General features: G+C 62.2%; 15 protein-coding genes. 10 read left to right on the plus strand and 5 right to left on the minus strand.

The genetic code is table 11. The features are described from left to right. Positions 1-23: 23 nt before the first annotated feature. From JOE62_RS01240 to JOE62_RS01250, 3 genes are read right to left on the minus strand one after another with little or no spacing between them, the layout of a single operon-like run. Positions 24-1055 carry a YdcF family protein gene (locus tag JOE62_RS01240; protein ID WP_204719739.1) on the minus strand — a complete coding sequence of 344 codons (1032 nt, stop codon included), beginning with the start codon at positions 1053-1055 and terminating at the stop codon, positions 24-26. A gap of 3 nt (positions 1056-1058) precedes the next feature. Then, positions 1059-2492, minus strand: a complete 1434-nt coding sequence (locus JOE62_RS01245; RefSeq protein ID WP_204719741.1) for a phytoene desaturase family protein — start codon at positions 2490-2492, stop codon at positions 1059-1061. Next, positions 2489-3952, minus strand: a complete 1464-nt coding sequence (locus tag JOE62_RS01250; protein ID WP_204719743.1) for a glycosyltransferase family 87 protein — start codon at positions 3950-3952, stop codon at positions 2489-2491. Before JOE62_RS01250 ends, JOE62_RS01245 begins: the two co-directional genes overlap by 4 nt. A gap of 241 nt (positions 3953-4193) precedes the next feature. On the opposite strand from JOE62_RS01250, the gene JOE62_RS01255 reads away from it, so the two are divergent. The 7 genes from JOE62_RS01255 to JOE62_RS01285 all read left to right on the plus strand — a co-directional run bounded on the left by JOE62_RS01255 (position 4194) and on the right by JOE62_RS01285 (position 12361). Beyond that, positions 4194-5378, plus strand: a complete 1185-nt coding sequence (locus JOE62_RS01255) for a cytidylyltransferase domain-containing protein (protein WP_338085728.1) — start codon at positions 4194-4196, stop codon at positions 5376-5378. Positions 5379-5390: 12 nt separating this feature from the next. Continuing rightward, a complete protein-coding gene (locus JOE62_RS01260) occupies positions 5391-6284 on the plus strand; it encodes an N-acetylneuraminate synthase family protein (RefSeq protein ID WP_420842167.1) in 894 nt (297 codons plus the stop codon). 87 nt (positions 6285-6371) lie between these two features. Next, a complete protein-coding gene (locus tag JOE62_RS01265) occupies positions 6372-7367 on the plus strand; it encodes a glycosyltransferase family 2 protein (protein WP_128470878.1) in 996 nt (331 codons plus the stop codon). After that, positions 7364-8707, plus strand: coding sequence for a polysialyltransferase family glycosyltransferase (locus JOE62_RS01270; RefSeq protein ID WP_204719745.1), 1344 nt, complete (start codon positions 7364-7366; stop codon positions 8705-8707). Before JOE62_RS01265 ends, JOE62_RS01270 begins: the two co-directional genes overlap by 4 nt. An 11-nt stretch (positions 8708-8718) precedes the next feature. Beyond that, positions 8719-9729, plus strand: a complete 1011-nt coding sequence (locus JOE62_RS01275; RefSeq protein ID WP_239543103.1) for a hypothetical protein — start codon at positions 8719-8721, stop codon at positions 9727-9729. 8 nt (positions 9730-9737) lie between these two features. After that, entirely contained in the window at positions 9738-10970 is a 1233-nt protein-coding gene (locus tag JOE62_RS01280; RefSeq protein WP_239543104.1) for a DUF6716 putative glycosyltransferase, read from the plus strand. Positions 10971-11275: 305 nt separating this feature from the next. Continuing rightward, positions 11276-12361 (plus strand): inositol-3-phosphate synthase, encoded by a 1086-nt coding sequence (locus JOE62_RS01285; RefSeq protein ID WP_204719751.1) that lies wholly within the window; start codon positions 11276-11278, stop codon positions 12359-12361. 186 nt (positions 12362-12547) lie between these two features. Here JOE62_RS01285 and JOE62_RS16435 read toward each other — a convergent pair whose 3' ends face one another. Together JOE62_RS16435 and JOE62_RS01290 are read right to left on the minus strand one after the other, a co-directional pair. Further along, on the minus strand, positions 12548-12670 hold the full coding sequence (locus tag JOE62_RS16435; RefSeq protein WP_255209577.1) for a hypothetical protein: 123 nt from the start codon (positions 12668-12670) through the stop codon (positions 12548-12550). A 583-nt stretch (positions 12671-13253) separates the two neighbouring features. After that, positions 13254-14705, minus strand: coding sequence for a CCA tRNA nucleotidyltransferase (locus tag JOE62_RS01290; protein WP_204719753.1), 1452 nt, complete (start codon positions 14703-14705; stop codon positions 13254-13256). Between the two features lie 124 nt (positions 14706-14829). Here JOE62_RS01290 and JOE62_RS01295 point away from each other — a divergent pair, with 124 nt between their 5' ends. The 3 genes from JOE62_RS01295 (at position 14830) to JOE62_RS01305 (ending at position 18799) form a co-directional block, all read left to right on the plus strand. Next, the gene (locus tag JOE62_RS01295; RefSeq protein WP_204719755.1) at positions 14830-15369 is read left to right on the plus strand and encodes an NUDIX domain-containing protein; all 540 of its coding nucleotides are present in this window, start codon (positions 14830-14832) and stop codon (positions 15367-15369) included. Further along, positions 15353-17110: a murein biosynthesis integral membrane protein MurJ gene (gene murJ, locus JOE62_RS01300; RefSeq protein WP_239543105.1), complete on the plus strand. Its 1758-nt coding sequence runs from the start codon at positions 15353-15355 to the stop codon at positions 17108-17110. Before JOE62_RS01295 ends, murJ begins: the two co-directional genes overlap by 17 nt. A 126-nt stretch (positions 17111-17236) precedes the next feature. Further along, positions 17237-18799 carry a hypothetical protein gene (locus JOE62_RS01305; protein WP_204719757.1) on the plus strand — a complete coding sequence of 521 codons (1563 nt, stop codon included), beginning with the start codon at positions 17237-17239 and terminating at the stop codon, positions 18797-18799. Positions 18800-18840 lie beyond the last annotated feature (41 nt).

The following is an 18840-nucleotide window of genomic DNA, read 5'->3' on the forward strand; positions in this document are numbered from 1 at the left end:
ACTCCACGCCAGTTAGAGGACGGTCATAGGTAGCTCGTCGTGAGGACGTACATCATTCCTGCGACGGCCAACGCGAAGGGCAGGGCCAGCAAGACTATCAGCTTCTTCTGATCGCGCACGATCGCTACGCATTCCCTGAGGAAGGCGCTTGGACGGTAGTAGGCCGCCGTCTTCCCGCCGAACGCACGTGCATCCAGGCCGAGCTGGCGTGAGGCCATCGCGGCACGCAGTGCGTGATAGTCGCTAGTGACCAGCCACAGCTGGCCTTCCGGACGGTGGGCGCGAACCAGGGCATCGGAATACCGGAGGTTCTCGATGGTGTCTCTGGCCCGGTCTTCCACCAGGATCTGCTCATCGGCGATGCCCTGTTCGCGCAGGTAGCGGCCCATGCTCACGCCTTCGGGCTCGATCTCATCACGGCCCTGGCCACCGGTAGGAACCATCAACGGGCGGGGATCCGCCTGCCGCTCATGCAGTTCGATGCCTTTGTCCAGTCGGCCGCGCAGCAGCGGGGTGACCTTGCCATCGATGGTGCGGGCGCCTAGCACCACCACGGCCGCGCCCTTGCCCTTGGCAGGAAATTTGGCGTGCACCCAGGCGTACAGCAGCAGCATGGTGAACAGACTCGCGGTGAAGACTGATGCCATGAACAGGACGAAAGCGAGCGAATAGGTCCACCATGACTGGATCCGGATCAGCAGCACCGCAATGATCGGCAGGATGAAGACCGCGAGCCCGGCCGCCAAGGACAGCAGGTTCGCGGGCTTGGCACCTTCGCGCCGGCACATCATGATCCCGTTGTGGATCAGGGCCGCGCCGAAGACCACGACCATCAGCGGGGCCAGCACCAGGACGATGGAGAACAGGAACCCGAATCCGGGAAGCACGCTGGAGAGCAGGCCAGCCGCCGCCGAAATGCTGAAGAGCACCAGCGGCAAGAGCAGGACGGCGAGTCCCAGGCGGCGCGGGTCCTTGCGGTACTGCCAGATGAACAGCCACCAGAGCACTGCCAGGAAAACCACCCCGGGGAGTTGCTCGAATGCCGCGTCCATCATCTGTCAGTTCTCCGCTTTCCAGTTCTCGATTCCGTATTCCCGCTTGAGCATCGATTGCGCTCCGAGGAATCCGCCCATGCCGTGCACCGACGGGCCAGGGGGCGCGGCCGAGGACACCAGGTACAGGCCCTTGGATTGCAGGTACCACGGGTCCGCGGAGATCCGCGGCCGCTTGATGCTGCCCAGCAGATCCATGGTTCCCCCTGAAAGATCGCCACCGACCAGCGCAGAGTTCTGCGCTTCCAGGTCCTTCGCGGTCACCACATGCGATTCGATGATGGTCTCGGCGAATCCCGGGGCTGCCTGTTCGATCATGTCCTTCAGTTCACGGCTCATGTCCACCGGGGAATCGAGCGGCACATGGCAGTACGCCCAGATCACGTGCTGGCCCTGCGGCGCCCGCGAGCCATCGAATTGCGAGGGCTGGGCCACGATCATGAACGGCTTCGCCGCTCCCCTGCGCACCGCGGTGCGCTCGGCCTTCCCGACCTGCACGGCGGTGCCGCCCAGGTGCACGGTGCCGGCCTGGGCCAGCGTCGAATCGCGCCACGGAATCGGTTCCGAAAGCACGTAGTGCACCAGGCAGCTTCCCGGCGAGCGCCGCGTGCCGGCCAAGGCCTGCGCGAGTCGTTCGGGCATGTGCCCGGCTGACAGCTTGGCAGCGCTTTCGGCGGAGGTATCGAACAGGATGTTGCGTGCAGAAAGCTCATCGACATGCTCGACGCGGGTTCCGGTGAGGATTTTCGCCCCGTGATCCATTGCCTCTGCGGCCAGCGCATCGCTGATGGCTTGGGAGCCGCCGCGCGGGATGGCCCAGCCCCTGGCGTGCGCCGCCGCCGCCAGGAACAGCCCGGCCCCGGCATTGGCCGGCCCGCGCGAACCGCCGGCGACATGGGCCGCGCAGCCTGCATAGAGCGCTGCGGCACGCTCGAATTTCCCGGAGAAGAGGTCCTTCACGGCCATGCCGGCCACCGTGCTGACGGCGAAGGTTGCCAGTGCCGCCGGATGCGAGGGCACCTTGAACAGCGGGTTGAGCAGGGTGTTGCTGACTGCGTCGATCTGCTTTACCAGCGGCCCCAGCAGCCGGGTGTACATCTGGCCATCCGCACCGCCAAGTTCCTGCCCGGTGCGTTCCAAATCCCTGTACGCGTAGGCGGTCCGCCGATCCAGCACATGGGCGAAGGACAGCTCCGGGACGATGAAGTCCACCCGGTCATGGACCCCGAGTTCATGCATCGCCTGGGACTGCATGGCCATCGGATGCACGGCGCTGCCCAGATCGAATTTCGCCGCTGAGCCATTCAGCGGCTGCGTTCTGGCGGCCCCGCCGATGGTGCCGTTGGCTTCATAGACCGTGACGCTCAATCCTGCCCGGGCGGCAACTGCCGCGGCCGCCAGCCCGTTGGGGCCGGCACCGACTACTGCAACATCGCTCATGGCTTCTTGCCCGCCGCTTCTTTCTCCGGCTTGGCCTGGGGCAGCAGCCCGCGCAGGGTCCAGCGGTCTTCCAGCCCGGCAAACGGACCGGCCAGCGGATCATCCTGTCCCACGGCGCGCACCGGGTCGTGGCGCGGATCGAGCATCGAACGCGCCACCAGGAACATCAGGTATCCGAGCATCACCATATGGGCCAGCACCAGTACCGCATAGCCGGTCTCCGGGAAGGCCTTCTGCACTTCTTCGGCCGAGAGGGAATCGAGGTAGTACCAGACCCCGTAGAAGTGGGCGATTTCCACCAGCATCCAGATCACGAACTCGCGCCAGCGCGGCAGGGCCAGTGCGAACAGCGGAATCAGCCAGACGACGAACTGCGGCGAATACACCTTGTTGACCATGACAAAAGAGGCGATGATCAAGAAAGCCATGGAAGCCAGGCGCGGGGTGCGCTTGGCCGTCAGCCCCAGCACCGCCACGCCCGCGCAGCACAGGAAGAAGAGGATCAGCCCGTAGCGGGAAATCTGCTCCGCTTCGAAGAGCGGCACCCCTTCGCGGTTATCGGCGATGACATTCCACGCGTGCCAGAAGCTGGAGAAGCCTGCCCCGCGTTCGGAGGAGAAATTGAAGAAGTGCATGAACGAGTCGGGGAACGCCAGCGCATAGGGAAGATTCACCAGCACCCAGGTCGCCGCGGCGGTTCCGCCGGTCACCCAGAAGGTCTTGAGCTTGCCGGTGCGGATGGCCAGCACCAGCACCGCGCCGAGGACGAAGAACGGATAGATCTTCATCGCCGCACCGAGGCCGATCAGCACCCCCGCCAGCACCGTGTGCTTCCGGGCAAAAGCCAGCATGCCCAGGGCCAGCAAGGCCACAGCCCACATGTCCCAGTTGATGCTGCCGGCCAGGATGATGCCCGGGGCGATTGCCACCATGGCGGCATCCCACGGACGGCGCCCGGTCATCCGCAGGGTGGCGACCACGGTTGCCATCCACAGGATCGCGACGAGCAGCAGGTTGATGTCGAAGTACAGCAGCGAACGGTTCTCGATCCCCGTGGGGATGATCGAGGCGACTGCCGAGGCCACCGTGCTCATCAGCACCGGGTACTCGAACTCGGCGGCGGCGCTGAACGGCGCCCAGGGGTTCTCGGCGAAGCCGCGGGCGGAGAACAGCGGAACCCAGTCGCTGTAGCACGCATAGACATAGGGATTGTTGCCGGTCCACCCGTTGACCCGGCACGGGTTCTTGGCAAGGAGCATCAGCAGCGCGCCCACGGTGGTCATCAGGATGATGACCCGTTCCACGCTGAAGAACCCGGGATCGACTCGGCCCGGGTCGCTGTGCCGTCCTAGCGGGCCGCCGATCATTGCGGTGAATTGCCGGAGGAACCCGTCAGCGCGTGAAGGCACGGTAATGCGCAGCGGGCCACGCGTGGGCTGTGACTGGTTAGGCTCGTGCATACCATCCAGCCTAGATGTTCTGTGCCCCAGCACCAGCGTGCACACTCTGATTTCATCAGCCGCTTTGATCTTCTACGCGAAGCGCAGTGCGTTTCCCGCCCTTCCCGCAAGCTGCCCCCGGAGACGTAAAACGCTTGCTGACCTCGCATTCAGCAAACAGACAGGTGATTACACCGGCACTTCACCGTGCGTTAACCCAGATACCCCTTCCCGGTTAACTTGTGCCCATAGCGTCTTATTCGTGAGCAAAACCAACCAGCCAAACGCCATGGCGATCATCCCCGCCCGGGGAGGATCCAAGGGCATCCGGCTTAAGAACCTGCGCGAGGTCGGCGGCAAATCTCTGCTCGGCCGCGCAATCGAATCGGCCAGATCCGCGGCGGCAGTCAGCGACGTCGTGGTGAGCACCGACCATGAGCAGATCAAGGCCGAAGCGCTCCGCTACGGGGCGCGGGTCATCGATCGACCGGCAGATATCGCCGGCGACACGGCCAGCAGCGAGTCAGTTCTGCTCCACGCACTGGCGAATGCGGAATCCCAGCCAGAGATCACCGTGTTCATCCAGTGCACCAGCCCGTTCATCGACCCGGAGGACCTGGACGCGGCCATCGCGGCAGTGGCCTCGCAACGCGCCGACGTCAGCTTCGCGGCTGTTGCGGACCACGGTTTCCATTGGGGACTGGATCCGCAGGGCGAAGCGGTCGCCGTGGGGCACGACAAGCTGCACCGTCCGCGCCGCCAGGATCGCGAACCGCGCTTCCGTGAGACCGGGGCCTTCTACGTGATGGATACCCGCGGATTCCTCGAAGCCGGCCACCGCTTCTTCGGAAAGGTCCGGGTCCATGAGGTTCCAGCAGAGCACGGCATCGACGTCGATACCGAAGCAGACCTGATGCTCGCCGGGCTGGCCGTTCCGGCCAACCGGGAACCGATCGAAGTCGACGCGGTCATCACGGATTTCGACGGGGTGCACACCCCGGACACCGCATATGTCGATGAGCACGGAACCGAAACCGTGCGCGTCTCCCGCTCCGATGGAATGGGAGTGGCCCGGCTGCGGGCCGCCGGAGTGAAGTTCCTGATTCTCTCCAAGGAAACCAATCCTGTTGTCGCCGCCCGCGCCGCCAAGCTGAAGGTGGAAGTGGCCCACGGCATCGAGAACAAGGCCGAATACCTGGCCCGCTGGCTGGCTGATGAATCCATCAACCCTGCCCGCGTCGCCTACCTCGGCAACGACATCAATGATCTGGGCGCGATGGCACTGGTCGGCTGGCCGATCACCGTAGCCGATGCCCATCAGGACGTGCACCTAGCAGCACGGCACACACTGACCCGCAAGGGCGGGGACGGAGCGGTACGGGAACTGGCCGAACTGGTTCTCGCCGCACGCACCGCCACCAAGAGTTCTCCAAGTTTCACCCACTGAAAGGCAATATCCATGACCTCCATGACTACCGACATCAAGCCAGTTGCCATCGGCGACGTCCAGGTTGGCGCAGGCCAGCAGGTCTACGTCATCGGCGAGATCGGCATCAACCACAACGGCGACATCGAGATCGCCAAGCAGCTGATCGACATCTCGGCCGAGGCTGGCGCCAACGCGGTGAAGTTCCAGAAGCGCACCCCGGACATCTCCACCCCGATGGACATGCGCGACAAGATCCGCTCCACCCCATGGGGCGACATGACCTACCTGGACTACCGCTACCGCGTCGAGTTCGACCAGGCCCAGTACAAGGAGCTCATCTCCTACGCCGCATCCAAGGGCCTGCACGCCTTCGCTTCGCCATGGGACGTTCCCTCGGTCGAGTTCATGGAAGAGCAGGGTGCAGTCACCCACAAGGTAGCTTCCGCATCGGTCACCGACATCGAGCTGCTCAAGGCGCTGGCGGAAACCGGCAAGCCGATCATCCTGTCCACCGGCATGTCCACCATCGAGCAGATCGACAAGGCCGTGGAGACCCTGGGCACCAGCAAGCTGGTCATGATGCACGCGACCTCCACCTACCCGCTGCCTGCCGAAGAGGCCAACCTGCGCATGATCGAGACCCTGCGCGACCGCTACCAGGTCCCAGTGGGCTACTCGGGCCACGAGCGCGGCCTGCAGATCTCGCTGGCAGCTGTCGCCCTGGGCGCAGTGACCGTCGAGCGCCACATCACCCTGGACCGCACCATGTGGGGTTCGGACCAGGCTTCGTCGCTGGAGCCAAAGGGCTTCGAGTCGCTGATCCGCGACATCCGCATCCTGGAACAGGCCATGGGCGACGGCGTGAAGAAGATCTTCCCAGGCGAACTGGCTCCGCTCTCGCGCCTGCGCCGCGTCGACGCCTAAGCACGCCAGCGTATCCGGCGGTTGGACTCACCGACGGGTCCAACCGCCGTTTATTTTTGTCTGCATGAGGAAGGCCTTGAAGCACAAATGAGTTTGATCTCCGGGCGCATTTCAGTGGTGATCCCCGCCTATAACCAAGAAGCGTACATTTGCGATGCCCTCTCATCCCTGGTCCGGCAGAAGCTGGGACGCTGGGAGCTGGAAGTGCTCGTAGTTGATGACGCTTCCGATGACCAGACTGCCGATCTGGTGCGCGGCTACCAAGACCAGCTGCCTGGCCTGAAGCTGATCTCGCTGCCGGAGAATTCAGGGGTTTCCGCCGCCCGCAACGCCGGGCTGGAACAGGTCACCGGCGAATACTTCACCTTCCTCGACCCCGACGACTGGTACTCCCCCGAGCATTTGGAAGCCCTGGCGGAATCCTTGACCGAACTGCATGTGGACTTCGTGCGCTGCGACCATGTGCGCGTCACCGGCACCAACCGGGTCATCCACCGCGCCCCGCAGGCCCTGCGCGGCATGCCGCTGAACCCGGCCGACGACATCGAGCCGATCGATTCCCCGTCCATGGTGGACTACGCCTTCGTGTGGGCAGGCATGTACCGCACCGAGCTGATGCGCACCCGCGAGCTGATGTACTTCGACGCACAGCTGCACAGCGCCGAAGACCGGCTGTGGCTGTGGAAGCTGCACCTGAATACCGAGCGCTACTCCGTCGTCTCCTCCCCCGGGGTGTTCTACCGCCGCGGCCTGCCCGGTTCGCTGACCCAGGTCTTCGACCATCGCCAGCTCGGCTTCATCCCCGCCTACTCGCAGATCCTCACCGAGGTGCGCCTGCACCCGGATGCGGATCGCCACCTGCCCAAGGCGATGCGCCAGTTCTTCGCCATCGTGTGCCATCACGAGAAGCGCGCGAAGAACTACCCGCCAGAAGTCCGTCTGGAGATGAAGCAGAAGCTGCGCCAGGTATTCACCACCGTTGACGCGCCAATGGCCCGCCAGGTCGCCCTCGAGATGGATGTTGCGCGCCGCCGCCATATCCTCTCCTTCCTCCAGCCAGGTCAGATCGGGGCCGCCAAGTGATCGCACTGATTGAAGCCAGCAGCTACTTCCAGCTTGCTTCTCTGGCCGCGATGGCCGATGCAGGGCTGCTCCCCGAAGCAGATGAACGCATTCTCGTCCTGGCCAACGGCTCGCAGGTTCCGGAACTGACCGCCCCGCTGGATGAGGTTCCGGGCTTTGAGCAGCTGGCCGCCCGCTTTGACCGGGTGGTGGATTTCGCCGCGCTGACCGCCCCGCGCCGCCCGGCGCAGTTCAACCCGCGTGAGGACGAACTGCTGATTTTCGAGCGCCTGCTGCGCAGCGCCTGGGATCTGGGCAATGAACCGCTGACCCTGGTGCTGGAATCCATCCAGGTCAACCCCGCCCGCGCCCTGGCGCGCATCTTCTTCGACGCACAGCTTTGGATCCATTCCGACGGCCTGATGTCCTATGGACCCACCCGCAACCGGCTGCCCATGCCGTTGCGCCAGCGGGTCATCGGCACCATCCACGTGGATCTGGTTCCCGGGTTGCAGCCGCATCTGCTCGCAGAGCTCGAGCCTCGGCGTGAAGTCCTGGAGGCCGGCGGGTTGGCTGGCATCTTTGGCGAATTGGCCCAGGGCGCCGAATTCGACCTGCCCGCCGGTGGCGCGCTCGTCCTCGGGCAGTATCTGGGTTCCCTGGGACTGATGGACGCCGAGGAAGAATTCGAGCTGCACCTCGAGATGCTCAACGAGGTGGCCCGCCGGGAGCTTTCCACCGTCCTGTTCAAGGCGCACCCGTCGGCCAGCGCCACCTCGGCGGCCCGCTTGGCCGCGGCCGCCAAGCACATGGGCCTGGATTTCCGGCTGGTCGCCACCGATCATCTGGCGGAGACCGTGATCGCTGCGGTGAACCCAGCCGTGGTGATCTCCTGCTTCTCTACCGGCTTGGCCACCGCAAAGTACATCCTGGGCACGGAAGTCCATGCCGTGGGCACCGGCAGGATGCTGCAGGCGCTGGCTCCGTACGAGAACTCCAACCGCATCCCGCTGTCCATCATTCACGCGCTGTTCGTCCAGGACCTGCCGGTTCCGGCGCACGCTGGCGATGACGACCGGCTCACCGAACTGCTGATCGCCGTGGCCTACTGCATGCAGGCCACCCAGCTGCCGCACCTGCGCGAGCAGGCCGAGTCCTTCCTGGCCGCGCACTACCCTGAGTTCTCGGCCCACTTCAAGCGCCGCCGCATCACCAAGCTGGACCTGCCTCCGCACTGGGCGCACATCAGCTCTCGCCGGTCGCTGCCCTCGAAGGTCCGCGGGGCCTCGCGCCGCGTGCTGTGCCATGGTTCCAAGCAGTTCGAAACGCTTTCCAAGTCCCTGAACCGACTGGCAAAATGACACTCACGATGATGAAATTGACTCAACATGACACCCACGAGGTGCCGCGCCCCCGTTTCGGCACGGCGCACGTGTGGGTCGAGTCGCCCCTGCAGCTGCTCTCCGCAGTGGAAACGCATGCCGCGGGGCTGCTGGGCACCGACATCCGGATCATTCCGCGCCAGGGAATGCCGCTGGAGGCCACGACCCAGGCCATGCTGGATCATGCCCCCGATGGGGTTCATTTCGAACCGGCGGCGCGCAAGCCTCCGCAGCCCAAAGGCGCTGCCGACCGATATGTCACCGGGGATGCCTATTCGGGCAAGATCCAGCGCACGCTCCTTGCAGGCGTGCGGGCCAAGGAAATCGTGATCATCGATGACGGCATGGCGACGCTGGCCCTGATCAAGCAGCTGATCTCCGACGAGCCCACCCCGTTGGTGCGCGCCCGGACGAAGAATTCGGCGGCCCGCGTCGCCATGGGGCTGGCGACCTGGCATCGTTTGCGCCAGCTTGCCCGCGAGGATCGCCTGCTGATTGTCTCGGCGTTGTTTGTCGACCTGGAATCCCGCCAGAAGATGGCTGATCTGGGGATCAAGTTCGCGCAGCACAAGTTCGAGTGGCTTGCTACCCAGCCGGTGGCCGAGCGGTTCACCGAACCTACCCTGCTGATCGGTTCGGCCATGGTCGCCGATGGGCTGATCCATGAGCAGCCGTACTTGCGCTGGATCGAAGGGATCGCGTCCGAGAGTCCGGTCGCCTACTTCCCGCATCGCCGTGAGACGCCGGAATTGCTGGCGAAGATCTCCAAGATTGACCAGGTAGTGCTCAAGGAGCACACAGTTCCCATCGAAATGCGTTTGCGCGCCCTGCGGCCGGGCCAGGAGATCCGGGCCCTGCCGTCCACGGTGATTCCGTCCCTGCGCTTACTGCTGGGTCCCGATGCCCGCTTGCTGTATCCGCAAGCCGTGCTTGACAGCTGGTGGACCCCTGGTACTTCCCTCGAGTTGCGTGAGCACCTATCCAGTTCGTTGAAGGTGTGAAGCAGCTGATGAAGCCATCAATTCTTGTCATTGCAGATTCCGATTCCTACCTGAAGCTCGCGACAAGTTTCCTGACCCGCCTGGGCCCCGCATGGGATCGCAAGGTGTATTTGGCGCGGACCCCGGTGATGCCGACGGCCGAGCAGATCGCAGCCGCCTTCGAAGGCACGGATCTGGACCCCGATGCCCTGCAGGTGATCTCGGTATCCCAGCTGGAGGCCGACACAGTGGACGAGGATATTGTCTTCGCGTCGGCGACCGGTCCGGTCGTTGCCGAAATCTATTCCCGCATCCTGCGCACCGAGCCGGTTGACGGCCGCTGCACTGCACTGATTTCAGCCTTGCCCGGCGTCGCCTTCCCCGCCACGCAGAAGGGATGGAACTATCGCCGGGCCGGCGATGCGTTCATCTGCCATTCGCATGCCGAGGCCCGTGATTTCTCGTTCATGATCGAAGGACAGGAAGGGCATCAGCCGACCATCATGGTCAGCAAGCTGCCCTTCTTGCGCTCGACGGGTTTCCCGCCGGAGCAAAAGCAAGTCGTCGAACGGCTGGTGTTCGCACCTCAGGCGAAGGTTCCGGCCCAGGAGCACGAACGTGAGTCGATCCTGCTGGCGCTCGAGCAGGCCAGCAGGATGAATCCCGAACTTGAGGTCCTCATCAAGCTCCGTGCCAAGGCCGGGGAGCCGCAGACGCATCTCGAGGCGTTCCCCTATGACTTGCTGTTCGAGAAGCTGCAGGCTGAACAGCGGATCGGCGCGGATTCGCGGCTGCGCTTCGATACAGGATCGATGAGCGAGGCGTTGACCGATGGCAGCGCCCTGATGACGGTCTCTTCGACGGCCGCCCTGGAATCCCTTGATCGCGGATTGCCCACGCTGATCCTCTCCGACTTCGGTGTCAGCGCGCAGATGATCAACACGGTCTTCGTGGCCTCCGGAGTGATTGGCACCCTGGATGATGTCATCGGCTTGAGCTTCGGGGAGCCGACCAAAGCCTGGCTGCGGGAAAACTACTTCCACCGGGTCGACCACAGCTTCGCCCAATCCCTCGGGATCCTCGCGCATCGGGCTCGAGCCGGCAAGCTGCTCACAGATCCAGAAATACTGGCGCATATTCGACGCCAGCCTTTACGCCATCGGCTCCGCACCACGTTGCCTGCCCCGCTGGTCCGGGTTTTGCTCAAGTTACGCCATCATTACCGACAATTCCGCAGGAATGGGGCCAACTCTTTGTCATGAGCTAATGGCATTTTGCTCATGAATACCAGTTCATACCTGCAAACATAGGTCATCTCAGTATCATTCTAAATTTTGGTCATGTACCGATTCTTGGTATTCCTATGCTGCGATAACCCCGCTGGCCGTCGACGGCACTGGCCCTTGGAACGCCTGTTCAAGAGTTATTCGGTGATACAGGGCACGATTGGGAATGTTTACGAGCCATTAAGACTTAAGATCAATATGGGGCAATTTGCGCGATGCGCTTCTGCGCGCCCAATTGCCCAATTGCCCAAAGGTTTTATACATTTCAATAAGGAGTTCATGTGTCGGCGAACCCGATTCGCGTTGCCATCGTAGGCGTAGGCAACTGCGCCACTTCCCTTATCCAAGGTGTTGAGTACTACCGAAATGCCGATGCAGATTCCACCGTTCCTGGTCTCATGCACGTGCAGTTCGGCCAGTACCACGTTGGCGACGTCCAGTTCGTTGCCGCCTACGACGTCGACGCCAAGAAGGTCGGCCTCGACCTCTCGGAAGCCATCCTGGCCAGCGAGAACAACACCATCAAGATTGCCGACGTTCCAACCACCGGCGTGACCGTCCAGCGCGGCCACACCCTTGACGGCCTCGGTAAGTACTACCGCGAGACCATCGAAGAGTCCGCAGCCGAGCCAGTCGACGTGGTGCAGTCCCTGAAGGACAACCAGGTCGACGTCCTGGTTTGCTACCTGCCGGTGGGTTCCGAGCAGGCCGCCAAGTTCTACGCGCAGTGCGCCATCGATGCCGGCGTTGCCTTCGTAAACGCACTTCCAGTATTCATCGCCGGCACCCCGGAGTGGGCGCAGAAGTTCACCGACGCCGGTGTGCCAATCGTTGGCGACGACATCAAGAGCCAGATCGGCGCAACCATCACCCACCGCGTGATGGCCAAGCTGTTCGAAGACCGCGGCGTGGTCCTGGACCGCACCTACCAGCTGAATGTTGGCGGCAACATGGACTTCAAGAACATGCTCGAGCGCGATCGCCTGGAATCCAAGAAGATTTCCAAGACCCAGGCAGTCACCTCGAACACCTCCGCCGCCCTGGGCGACGACGATGTCCACATTGGCCCGAGCGACTACGTTTCCTGGCTTGACGACCGCAAGTGGGCGTTCGTCCGCCTCGAGGGCCGCAACTTCGGCGATGCTCCGGTGAACCTGGAATACAAGCTGGAAGTTTGGGACTCGCCAAACTCGGCCGGCGTGATCATCGACGCCGTTCGCGCGGCGAAGATCGCCCTGGACCGCGGCATCGGCGGCCCGATCCTGTCCGCCTCGAGCTACTTCATGAAGTCGCCACCAGAGCAGTACGACGATGAGACCGCACGCAACAAGGTGGAAGCCTTCATCAGCGGCGAAATCGAACGCTAATCTTCCGCTGTGGCGGAAAAGCAATGGCCAGGACTGATGTCCTGGCCATTGCTGTATTCAAAAGTTCTTTGGATGCGGAGAAGCCCGCCGGCTTGCAGGCCGGCGGGCCTCTGGGCGATGCATTGCGAGTTCATCATTGGTACCTCGGATTCTGGTTAGCTGGCAACGGTAATGGCGTTGCCGGGCCTAGCGAATTCGCAGGTACATTTCTGGTGGCACATGGTTCTTCAGCTCGCGCTGACGCATGCGACGATTGAACTCGGTGCTGTCAAGGTTGGTGAACTTGCGCTTGTCTTGACGCTTTTTCATTTGCTGTCCCTCCCTTCGGTCAAAGTCGAAGGGGAGGGAAGATCTTGTCGCGTGGTTGAAATTGCGCGAGCTTTCAGGCTTTCCGGTCCTGCGAAGATTAATTCCGAGGTGCGAACTGCCCGTTGAGCGGACGAGGAGAACAGTGGACTGGACATGAAAAAAGTTCCTAAGGGTGAGAGTCGATTACTGACCTGCAACCTCAGGAACTTGAGCGGGATTTACCGTGGGCTAGGAATCCGCTTGTCCGGAGGTTGGGGAAATGCGCTTGCGCAGACGAGTCATTGGAGAGCCGCTATTAAATCGCGCTCCGCGATGAGTCTCTGTGTACCAAGTCGTGTTAATCATTTCGCCACCTCCTAAAATCTGCTCTCGGCCGGCCATGGATGCCATGGCGCCTGTCTGAAAATTTGTCTCGATCCGCAAGTCTCATTGAGACTTCCCAATCACAGTATTCAGCATACATGGATTATGCCCAATGCGCTACAAGCCAGAGCAAAAACTTTAAGTACTTTTCCGGGAATGGCAAAAGCACCTGGATCCACGCGGATTCCAGGTGCTCTTCCAATAGCATTCAGGTCAAAAGTTACCCCTCGGTAGGCGTTTCCTGGGCTTCGGGCTGCTCTTTCCACCACGCACGCAAGCGCTCCGTGGCGACCTCTTCGCCCAGTGGACCTTCGTCCATACGCAATTCCAGGAGGAACTTGTAGGCCCGGCCAACCACCTTGCCCGGCTTGATCTCCAGCAACCGCATGATCTGTTCGCCATCGAGATCAGGACGGATCGCCTGAAGCTCTTCCTGCTCGGCAATCTTGGCGATACGCGCCTCGAGGTCATCGTAGGCAAAGGCCAGGCGGTCAGCCTTCTTGCGATTGCGCGTGGTGACATCCGAACGCGTCAGGCGGTGCAGATGCTCCAGCAAGTCGCCGGCATCGGTGACATAGCGGCGTACCGCCGAGTCGGTCCAGCCCGCCTCGCCATAGCCGTAGAAACGCATATGCAGCTCGACCAGGCGGGCCACGGCCTTGGTGGTGTCCTTGTCGAAACGCAAGGCGCGCATCCGCGCCTTCACGAGCTTTGAACCCACCATGTCATGGTGGCGAAAGGAGACGGCGCCGCTGGGTTCGAACTTGCGGGTCGCCGGCTTGCCGATATCGTGCATCAGCGCCGCGAAGCGCAGCACGAAGTTCGGTCCGGGCACCGGCCCCGCTTCATCGGTTTCCAACGCCATCGCCTGCTTCAGCACGGTCAACGAGTGCTGGTAGACGTCCTTGTGCCGGTGGTGTTCGTCGATCTCCAGACGCAGAGCCGACACTTCGGGCAGCACCTTGTCCGCCAGGCCGGTTTCCACCAGCAGGTCGATGCCCGTGCTCGGGTCGGCCCCGTTGATCAGCTTGACCAGCTCGTCGCGGATCCGTTCGGCGGAAATGATGTCGATTCGATCGGTCATTTCGCTCATGGCGCGGCGAACCTCGGGGCTGACTTCAATCTCCAGCTGCGAAGCGAAACGGGCGGCACGCATCATGCGCAGCGGATCATCGGAGAACGAGACATCAGGGGCACCGGGGGTGCGGATAGAACCGTCTTCCAGGGAACTCACGCCGTCGAAGGGATCCACCAGCTCGAGCTGGGGCAATCGCAGCGCCATCGAGTTCATGGTGAAGTCGCGGCGGAAGAGGTCATCGTGCAAGTTATCGCCAAAGGCGACGACGGGCTTGCGCGATTCCTTATCATAGGCATCAGCGCGGTAGGTCGTGACCTCTAGCGTGTGTTCGCCCTTCTTGAAGGCAATCGTTCCGAACTCGCGTCCTACATCCCAGATGTTATCTGCCCAACCGGAAATTGCCTTGATGGTTTCTTCCGGACGTGCGCTCGTGGTGAAATCCAGGTCCGGGGAGACGCGTCCCAGATACAGATCGCGAACCGGCCCACCTACCAACGACAATTCATGGCCTGCCCGAACGAAACGGTCGGCCAAGTCGAAAATGACCGAGGGCAGGATCTGACGCAGCGCGTCAGGTGAGGGAAGTGCATGCATAGTTACTTAAGCGTGCCAGAAATCCGGCAAGAATGCTTGAGCTTTCGGCGAATTTGCCTGCGAGATAACTTACTTGTCCACGTCGATCAGGCGGCTAGCGGCACTTTCTCGATAGAGTGGTTCTATGAACCGACCGATCCCGTCTGCCCCGAAGCGCACTCCATTGACTGCGTCAATGGCTCGCGCGCAGGCAACTGGCGGTCATACGAGCTTGCCGACAGTGGAAGAAATCTCTTCCGGAGGCATCGTCATCGACTTCGACGACCCCAAGTTGCCAGTGGCAATTATTGCCCGCTACAACCGTGGCGGACGGCTGGAATGGTGCCTGCCCAAGGGCCACCCGGAGGGCGTGGAAACCAACGAGGAAGCGGCTATCCGCGAAATCGAGGAAGAGACCGGTATTGCCGGACGCATCCTCGCCCCGCTGGGTTCGGTCGATTACTGGTTCACCGTGACGAATTACCGTGTGCACAAGACCGTGCACCATTTTCTGCTGGAAGCTACCGGCGGGCATCTGACGATCGAGAATGATCCCGATCATGAAGCCGTCGATGTTGCCTGGGTGCCGCTGGGTTCCCTGGGCAAGCGCCTGTCCTTCCCTAATGAGCGCCGGATCGCCGATCTGGCACGCGAGGTCCTTACAAAGCATGTCCCAGGTTCCTAATCCAACTGCCGGCTTCGACCAGCCAAACACCGGAGCCACGGACATCGTCGCCGAACCTCCCCGGCAGCCGATAGCCCAACCGGCAGGATCGCGTTCCAAGATCTATGCCCTGATGGCTTCCGGCACGATGGTTTCCCGCCTGCTGGGCTTTGTGCGCACGGCCTTGCTGGCGATGGCCATTGGTTCGGTCACCTCGGTGGCCGACATCTTTGAAAAAGCCAATGTCATCCCCACCATCATCTACATGCTCTTGGCCGGCGGCATTTTCAATGTCGTGCTCATCCCGCAGCTGATCAAGGCTTCCAAGGCCAAGGATCGCGGTGCCGCGTACACGTCCAAGCTGGTCACGCTGACCGTGGTGGGCATGGGGATCCTGACTTTGATCCTCACGCTGTGCGCCAGGCCCTTGATCACGGTGCTCACCAATAACTGGACCGAGCCGATGATCGCGCTGGGAACTGCATTTGCCTACTGGTCGCTGCCGCAGATCTTCTTCTACGGACTCTACGCGGTCCTGGGCCAGGTGCTGAACGCCAACGGCCGATTCGCCGCGTTCATGTGGGCCCCGGCGGTGAACAACGTCATCCAGCTGATCGTCATTGGCGCATTCATCCTGACCTTCGGCGCCTACTCGTCGGGCGACCCGATGCAGGAGTGGAACAGCATCAAGACCATGTGGCTGGCGGGCGGAGCCACCTTGGGCATCGTGCTGCAGTCAGTCGTGCTGTTCTGGCCGTTGAAGAAGACCGGGTTGAAACTGACCCTGGACTTCCAATGGCGCGGCATGGGCCTGCGCCATGTGGGCAAGCTGGCAATCTGGACGCTGGCGGCCATGGTGATCGGCAATCTTTCCTCGCTCGCCTACTCCAAGATCGTCTCCGGCGCTACCGCAGCTCGAGCGCAGCTGCCGTCCGAACAGGCCGCCTCGGTCGCCGGCGAGTACGCGCTGAACACCTCGCAGCTGATCACCGTGCTGCCGCATTCGCTGTTCGCTTTGACCGTGGCCACCGTGCTGTTCAACGACTTCGCCCGGGCCTTCACCGAGAACCGCCGCAAGGATGTCGGCAAGCTGCTGAACCAGGGCATGCGCTCCACTGCGATTCCCATCGTGTTCTGCACGCTGGTCTTCATCGTGCTGGCCGGGCCGCTGGGCAGGCTGTTTGCCGGCAGCTCCGAGCATGCCGCACAGGCCGCGGGCGCTTTGGGGCAGCTGCTGTTGCTCACCGCGCTTGGCCTGCCGTTCAAGTCCCTGCAGTTCTTCATGCTGCGTGTCTTCTACGCGGAAGAAGATACCCGCACCCCGATGCTGATCCAATCGGCCACGGCAGCGGTCGGTTTGGTCCTGGCGTTCACCGCGGCCGCCGTGATTGACCCGCTGCATATCGCCGCCGCCATTGCCTTCATCTACGGCTTGACCAACGTGCTGACCTGCATCGGTACCCATTATCTGATCAAGCGCCGCTACGGCAGCTACGATGTTTCCTCGGTCATCGACACCTACATCCGAGTCGGGTGGATGGCTACGCTGTCAGCTATCGTCGGCTGCGTAGCGCTCTGGCTGCTGGGAGGATTCAGCTTCGGATTCGCCTACGATTCAGTAGTCAGCGCGCTGATTTCGGTGGCTGTTGTCGCCCTGCTGATGGGCATCGTGTTCATCGCCCTGCTGCACAAGACCAAGGTTCCGGAGCTCCAGTCGTTCCTCGGTCCGATCCTGCGCAGAATCCCGGGATTGAATCGCTGAAAATCCGCTGAAACTTGCTAGTGATTCTGGGCAAATAGGCACCAAATAGCCGGAGCTGACCGGTAACATGACAGGTGGTGGTCTGTGGACCGCCACCGAACCAAATTCAACCCCTTGGAGATGCACGTGTCGCAGCCAATCGATGTCGGCTCTGTCCTCAGCGGCCGCTACCAGGTAACTGAGAGTGTCCTTTCATCAGCTGAAGGAGACTTGGTACTCGGTGGCGTAGACCAGGTACTGAACCGCTCGGTCAGCATCATGGTGGCTTCCGTGGAGAATTCCTCGCAGCTGGCAACGAGCGCACGCGAGATCGCCATGGGCGAGCGCGCATCGAACGTCCAGGTGCTGGATCTGGGCATCACCGACTCCAACCAGACCTACCTAGTCGCCAATACCGCGCGGTCCTCGGACCTGCTGGACCTGGTTCTGGAAACCGACGACGCTCCATACGTTGAGCCGTTCTTCACCGATACCCTCGGCACCGAGATCTTTGGCGAGTCCCGCCAGGCTGTCCCCGAAACCTACGAAGACGACAACGAGTACTACGAGCAGCTGCAGTACGAGGACGAACCAGAACATCAAGGCAAGATCGGTTCCGCCCTGGCTGGGGGCTTCGCGGGGCTGAAGAACCGCTTCGGCAAGAAGAACCAGGAACAGCCTGAAGAGGAGCAGTTCGACCAGACCGCGCCGAACGAACAGGTTCCCGACACCGTCGCCACCCCGGTTGCCCCTGCTGAAAATGCAACGGCCGAAGACAAGCCGAAGGTCACCCGTCTGGACGACGACGAACCTAACGTCACCGCAACCGCGGCGCTAGCCGCCGCAGCGCAGTCCAAGGGCAACACCCCGGCCAAGCCTGCCGAGGAAGAGCCGGCCAAGGAAGAAGAAAAGCCTGCAAGGAAGAAGGGCGCAGCAGCGGCTGCTGCAGGTGCCGCCGCAGCCGCGCCTAAGGCCTCGACCTTCCCGGCAGCAGCCAAGAACGCTCCCGCCCAAGACCCGCAGGTCGACGAGCAGGAAGAGGAAGAAAGCGGATCCAAGGGAACTCGCCTGCTCGTTGGCGCCGTATTGCTGATCGTACTGGTCGTTGCCGTGGTCTTCGCCTTCAACTTCCTAGGTGGCGACAAGAACACCACCGCAGAGGGCGAGACGCCAACTGCCGTGGAATCCTCGGAGAAGCCTTCCGAGTCCGAGAAGGAACAGGAACCTACCGAAGAGTCCTTGCCTGCCCCGAAGGTCGATGACGTGTCCCGCCTCGTTCCCGGCAACCAGCAGCTGAACTCCGAAACCGATGGCAAGCTGGGCCAGATGATCGACGGCAACGCGTCGAGCACCTACGCCACCTACTCGTACACCACAGCTGATTTTGGCGGCTTCGCTTCCAACATGGTCTTCATCCTGGAATTGGACGAGAAGTCCAAGATCTCCGAGGTCAACCTCGAGGGCCTGAACGGCACCGGCGGCAATTACGAGATCCTCGTCGGCGACTCCGACGATCTGGGCGATGCCAAGTCGGTAGCCAAGGGCTCATTCTCCGGCCCTTCGGTATCGGTAACTGTCAAGGGCGACGACAAGGACTACATGGAAGGATCCCACGTATTCCTGGACATCACCGAGCTGCCTCGCAAGGCATCCGGTGGCAACGATTCGCGGCCATTCGGTCTGCAGATCGGTGAATTCTCCGCCAAGTAATAGAAGCGGAATTTTTTACGAAAGCAATGCGTTGAGGTGGA

Source organism: Glutamicibacter nicotianae (genome assembly GCF_016907615.1).
Lineage (GTDB): Bacteria > Actinomycetota > Actinomycetes > Actinomycetales > Micrococcaceae > Glutamicibacter > Glutamicibacter nicotianae.

What these genes read in the sequence shown, in the direction of transcription:
- JOE62_RS01260 (WP_420842167.1), top strand. Translation starts at nt 5,391, where the DNA reads ATGACCTCCATGACTACCGACATCAAGCCAGTTGCCATCGGCGACGTC.
- JOE62_RS01250 (WP_204719743.1), bottom strand. Translation starts at nt 3,952, where the DNA reads ATGCACGAGCCTAACCAGTCACAGCCCACGCGTGGCCCGCTGCGCATT.
- JOE62_RS01240 (WP_204719739.1), bottom strand. Translation starts at nt 1,055, where the DNA reads ATGATGGACGCGGCATTCGAGCAACTCCCCGGGGTGGTTTTCCTGGCA.
- JOE62_RS01280 (WP_239543104.1), top strand. Translation starts at nt 9,738, where the DNA reads ATGAAGCCATCAATTCTTGTCATTGCAGATTCCGATTCCTACCTGAAG.
- JOE62_RS01275 (WP_239543103.1), top strand. Translation starts at nt 8,719, where the DNA reads ATGAAATTGACTCAACATGACACCCACGAGGTGCCGCGCCCCCGTTTC.
- JOE62_RS01295 (WP_204719755.1), top strand. Translation starts at nt 14,830, where the DNA reads ATGAACCGACCGATCCCGTCTGCCCCGAAGCGCACTCCATTGACTGCG.
- JOE62_RS16435 (WP_255209577.1), bottom strand. Translation starts at nt 12,670, where the DNA reads ATGAAAAAGCGTCAAGACAAGCGCAAGTTCACCAACCTTGACAGCACC.
- JOE62_RS01245 (WP_204719741.1), bottom strand. Translation starts at nt 2,492, where the DNA reads ATGAGCGATGTTGCAGTAGTCGGTGCCGGCCCCAACGGGCTGGCGGCC.
- JOE62_RS01265 (WP_128470878.1), top strand. Translation starts at nt 6,372, where the DNA reads ATGAGTTTGATCTCCGGGCGCATTTCAGTGGTGATCCCCGCCTATAAC.
- JOE62_RS01290 (WP_204719753.1), bottom strand. Translation starts at nt 14,705, where the DNA reads ATGCATGCACTTCCCTCACCTGACGCGCTGCGTCAGATCCTGCCCTCG.
- murJ (WP_239543105.1), top strand. Translation starts at nt 15,353, where the DNA reads ATGTCCCAGGTTCCTAATCCAACTGCCGGCTTCGACCAGCCAAACACC.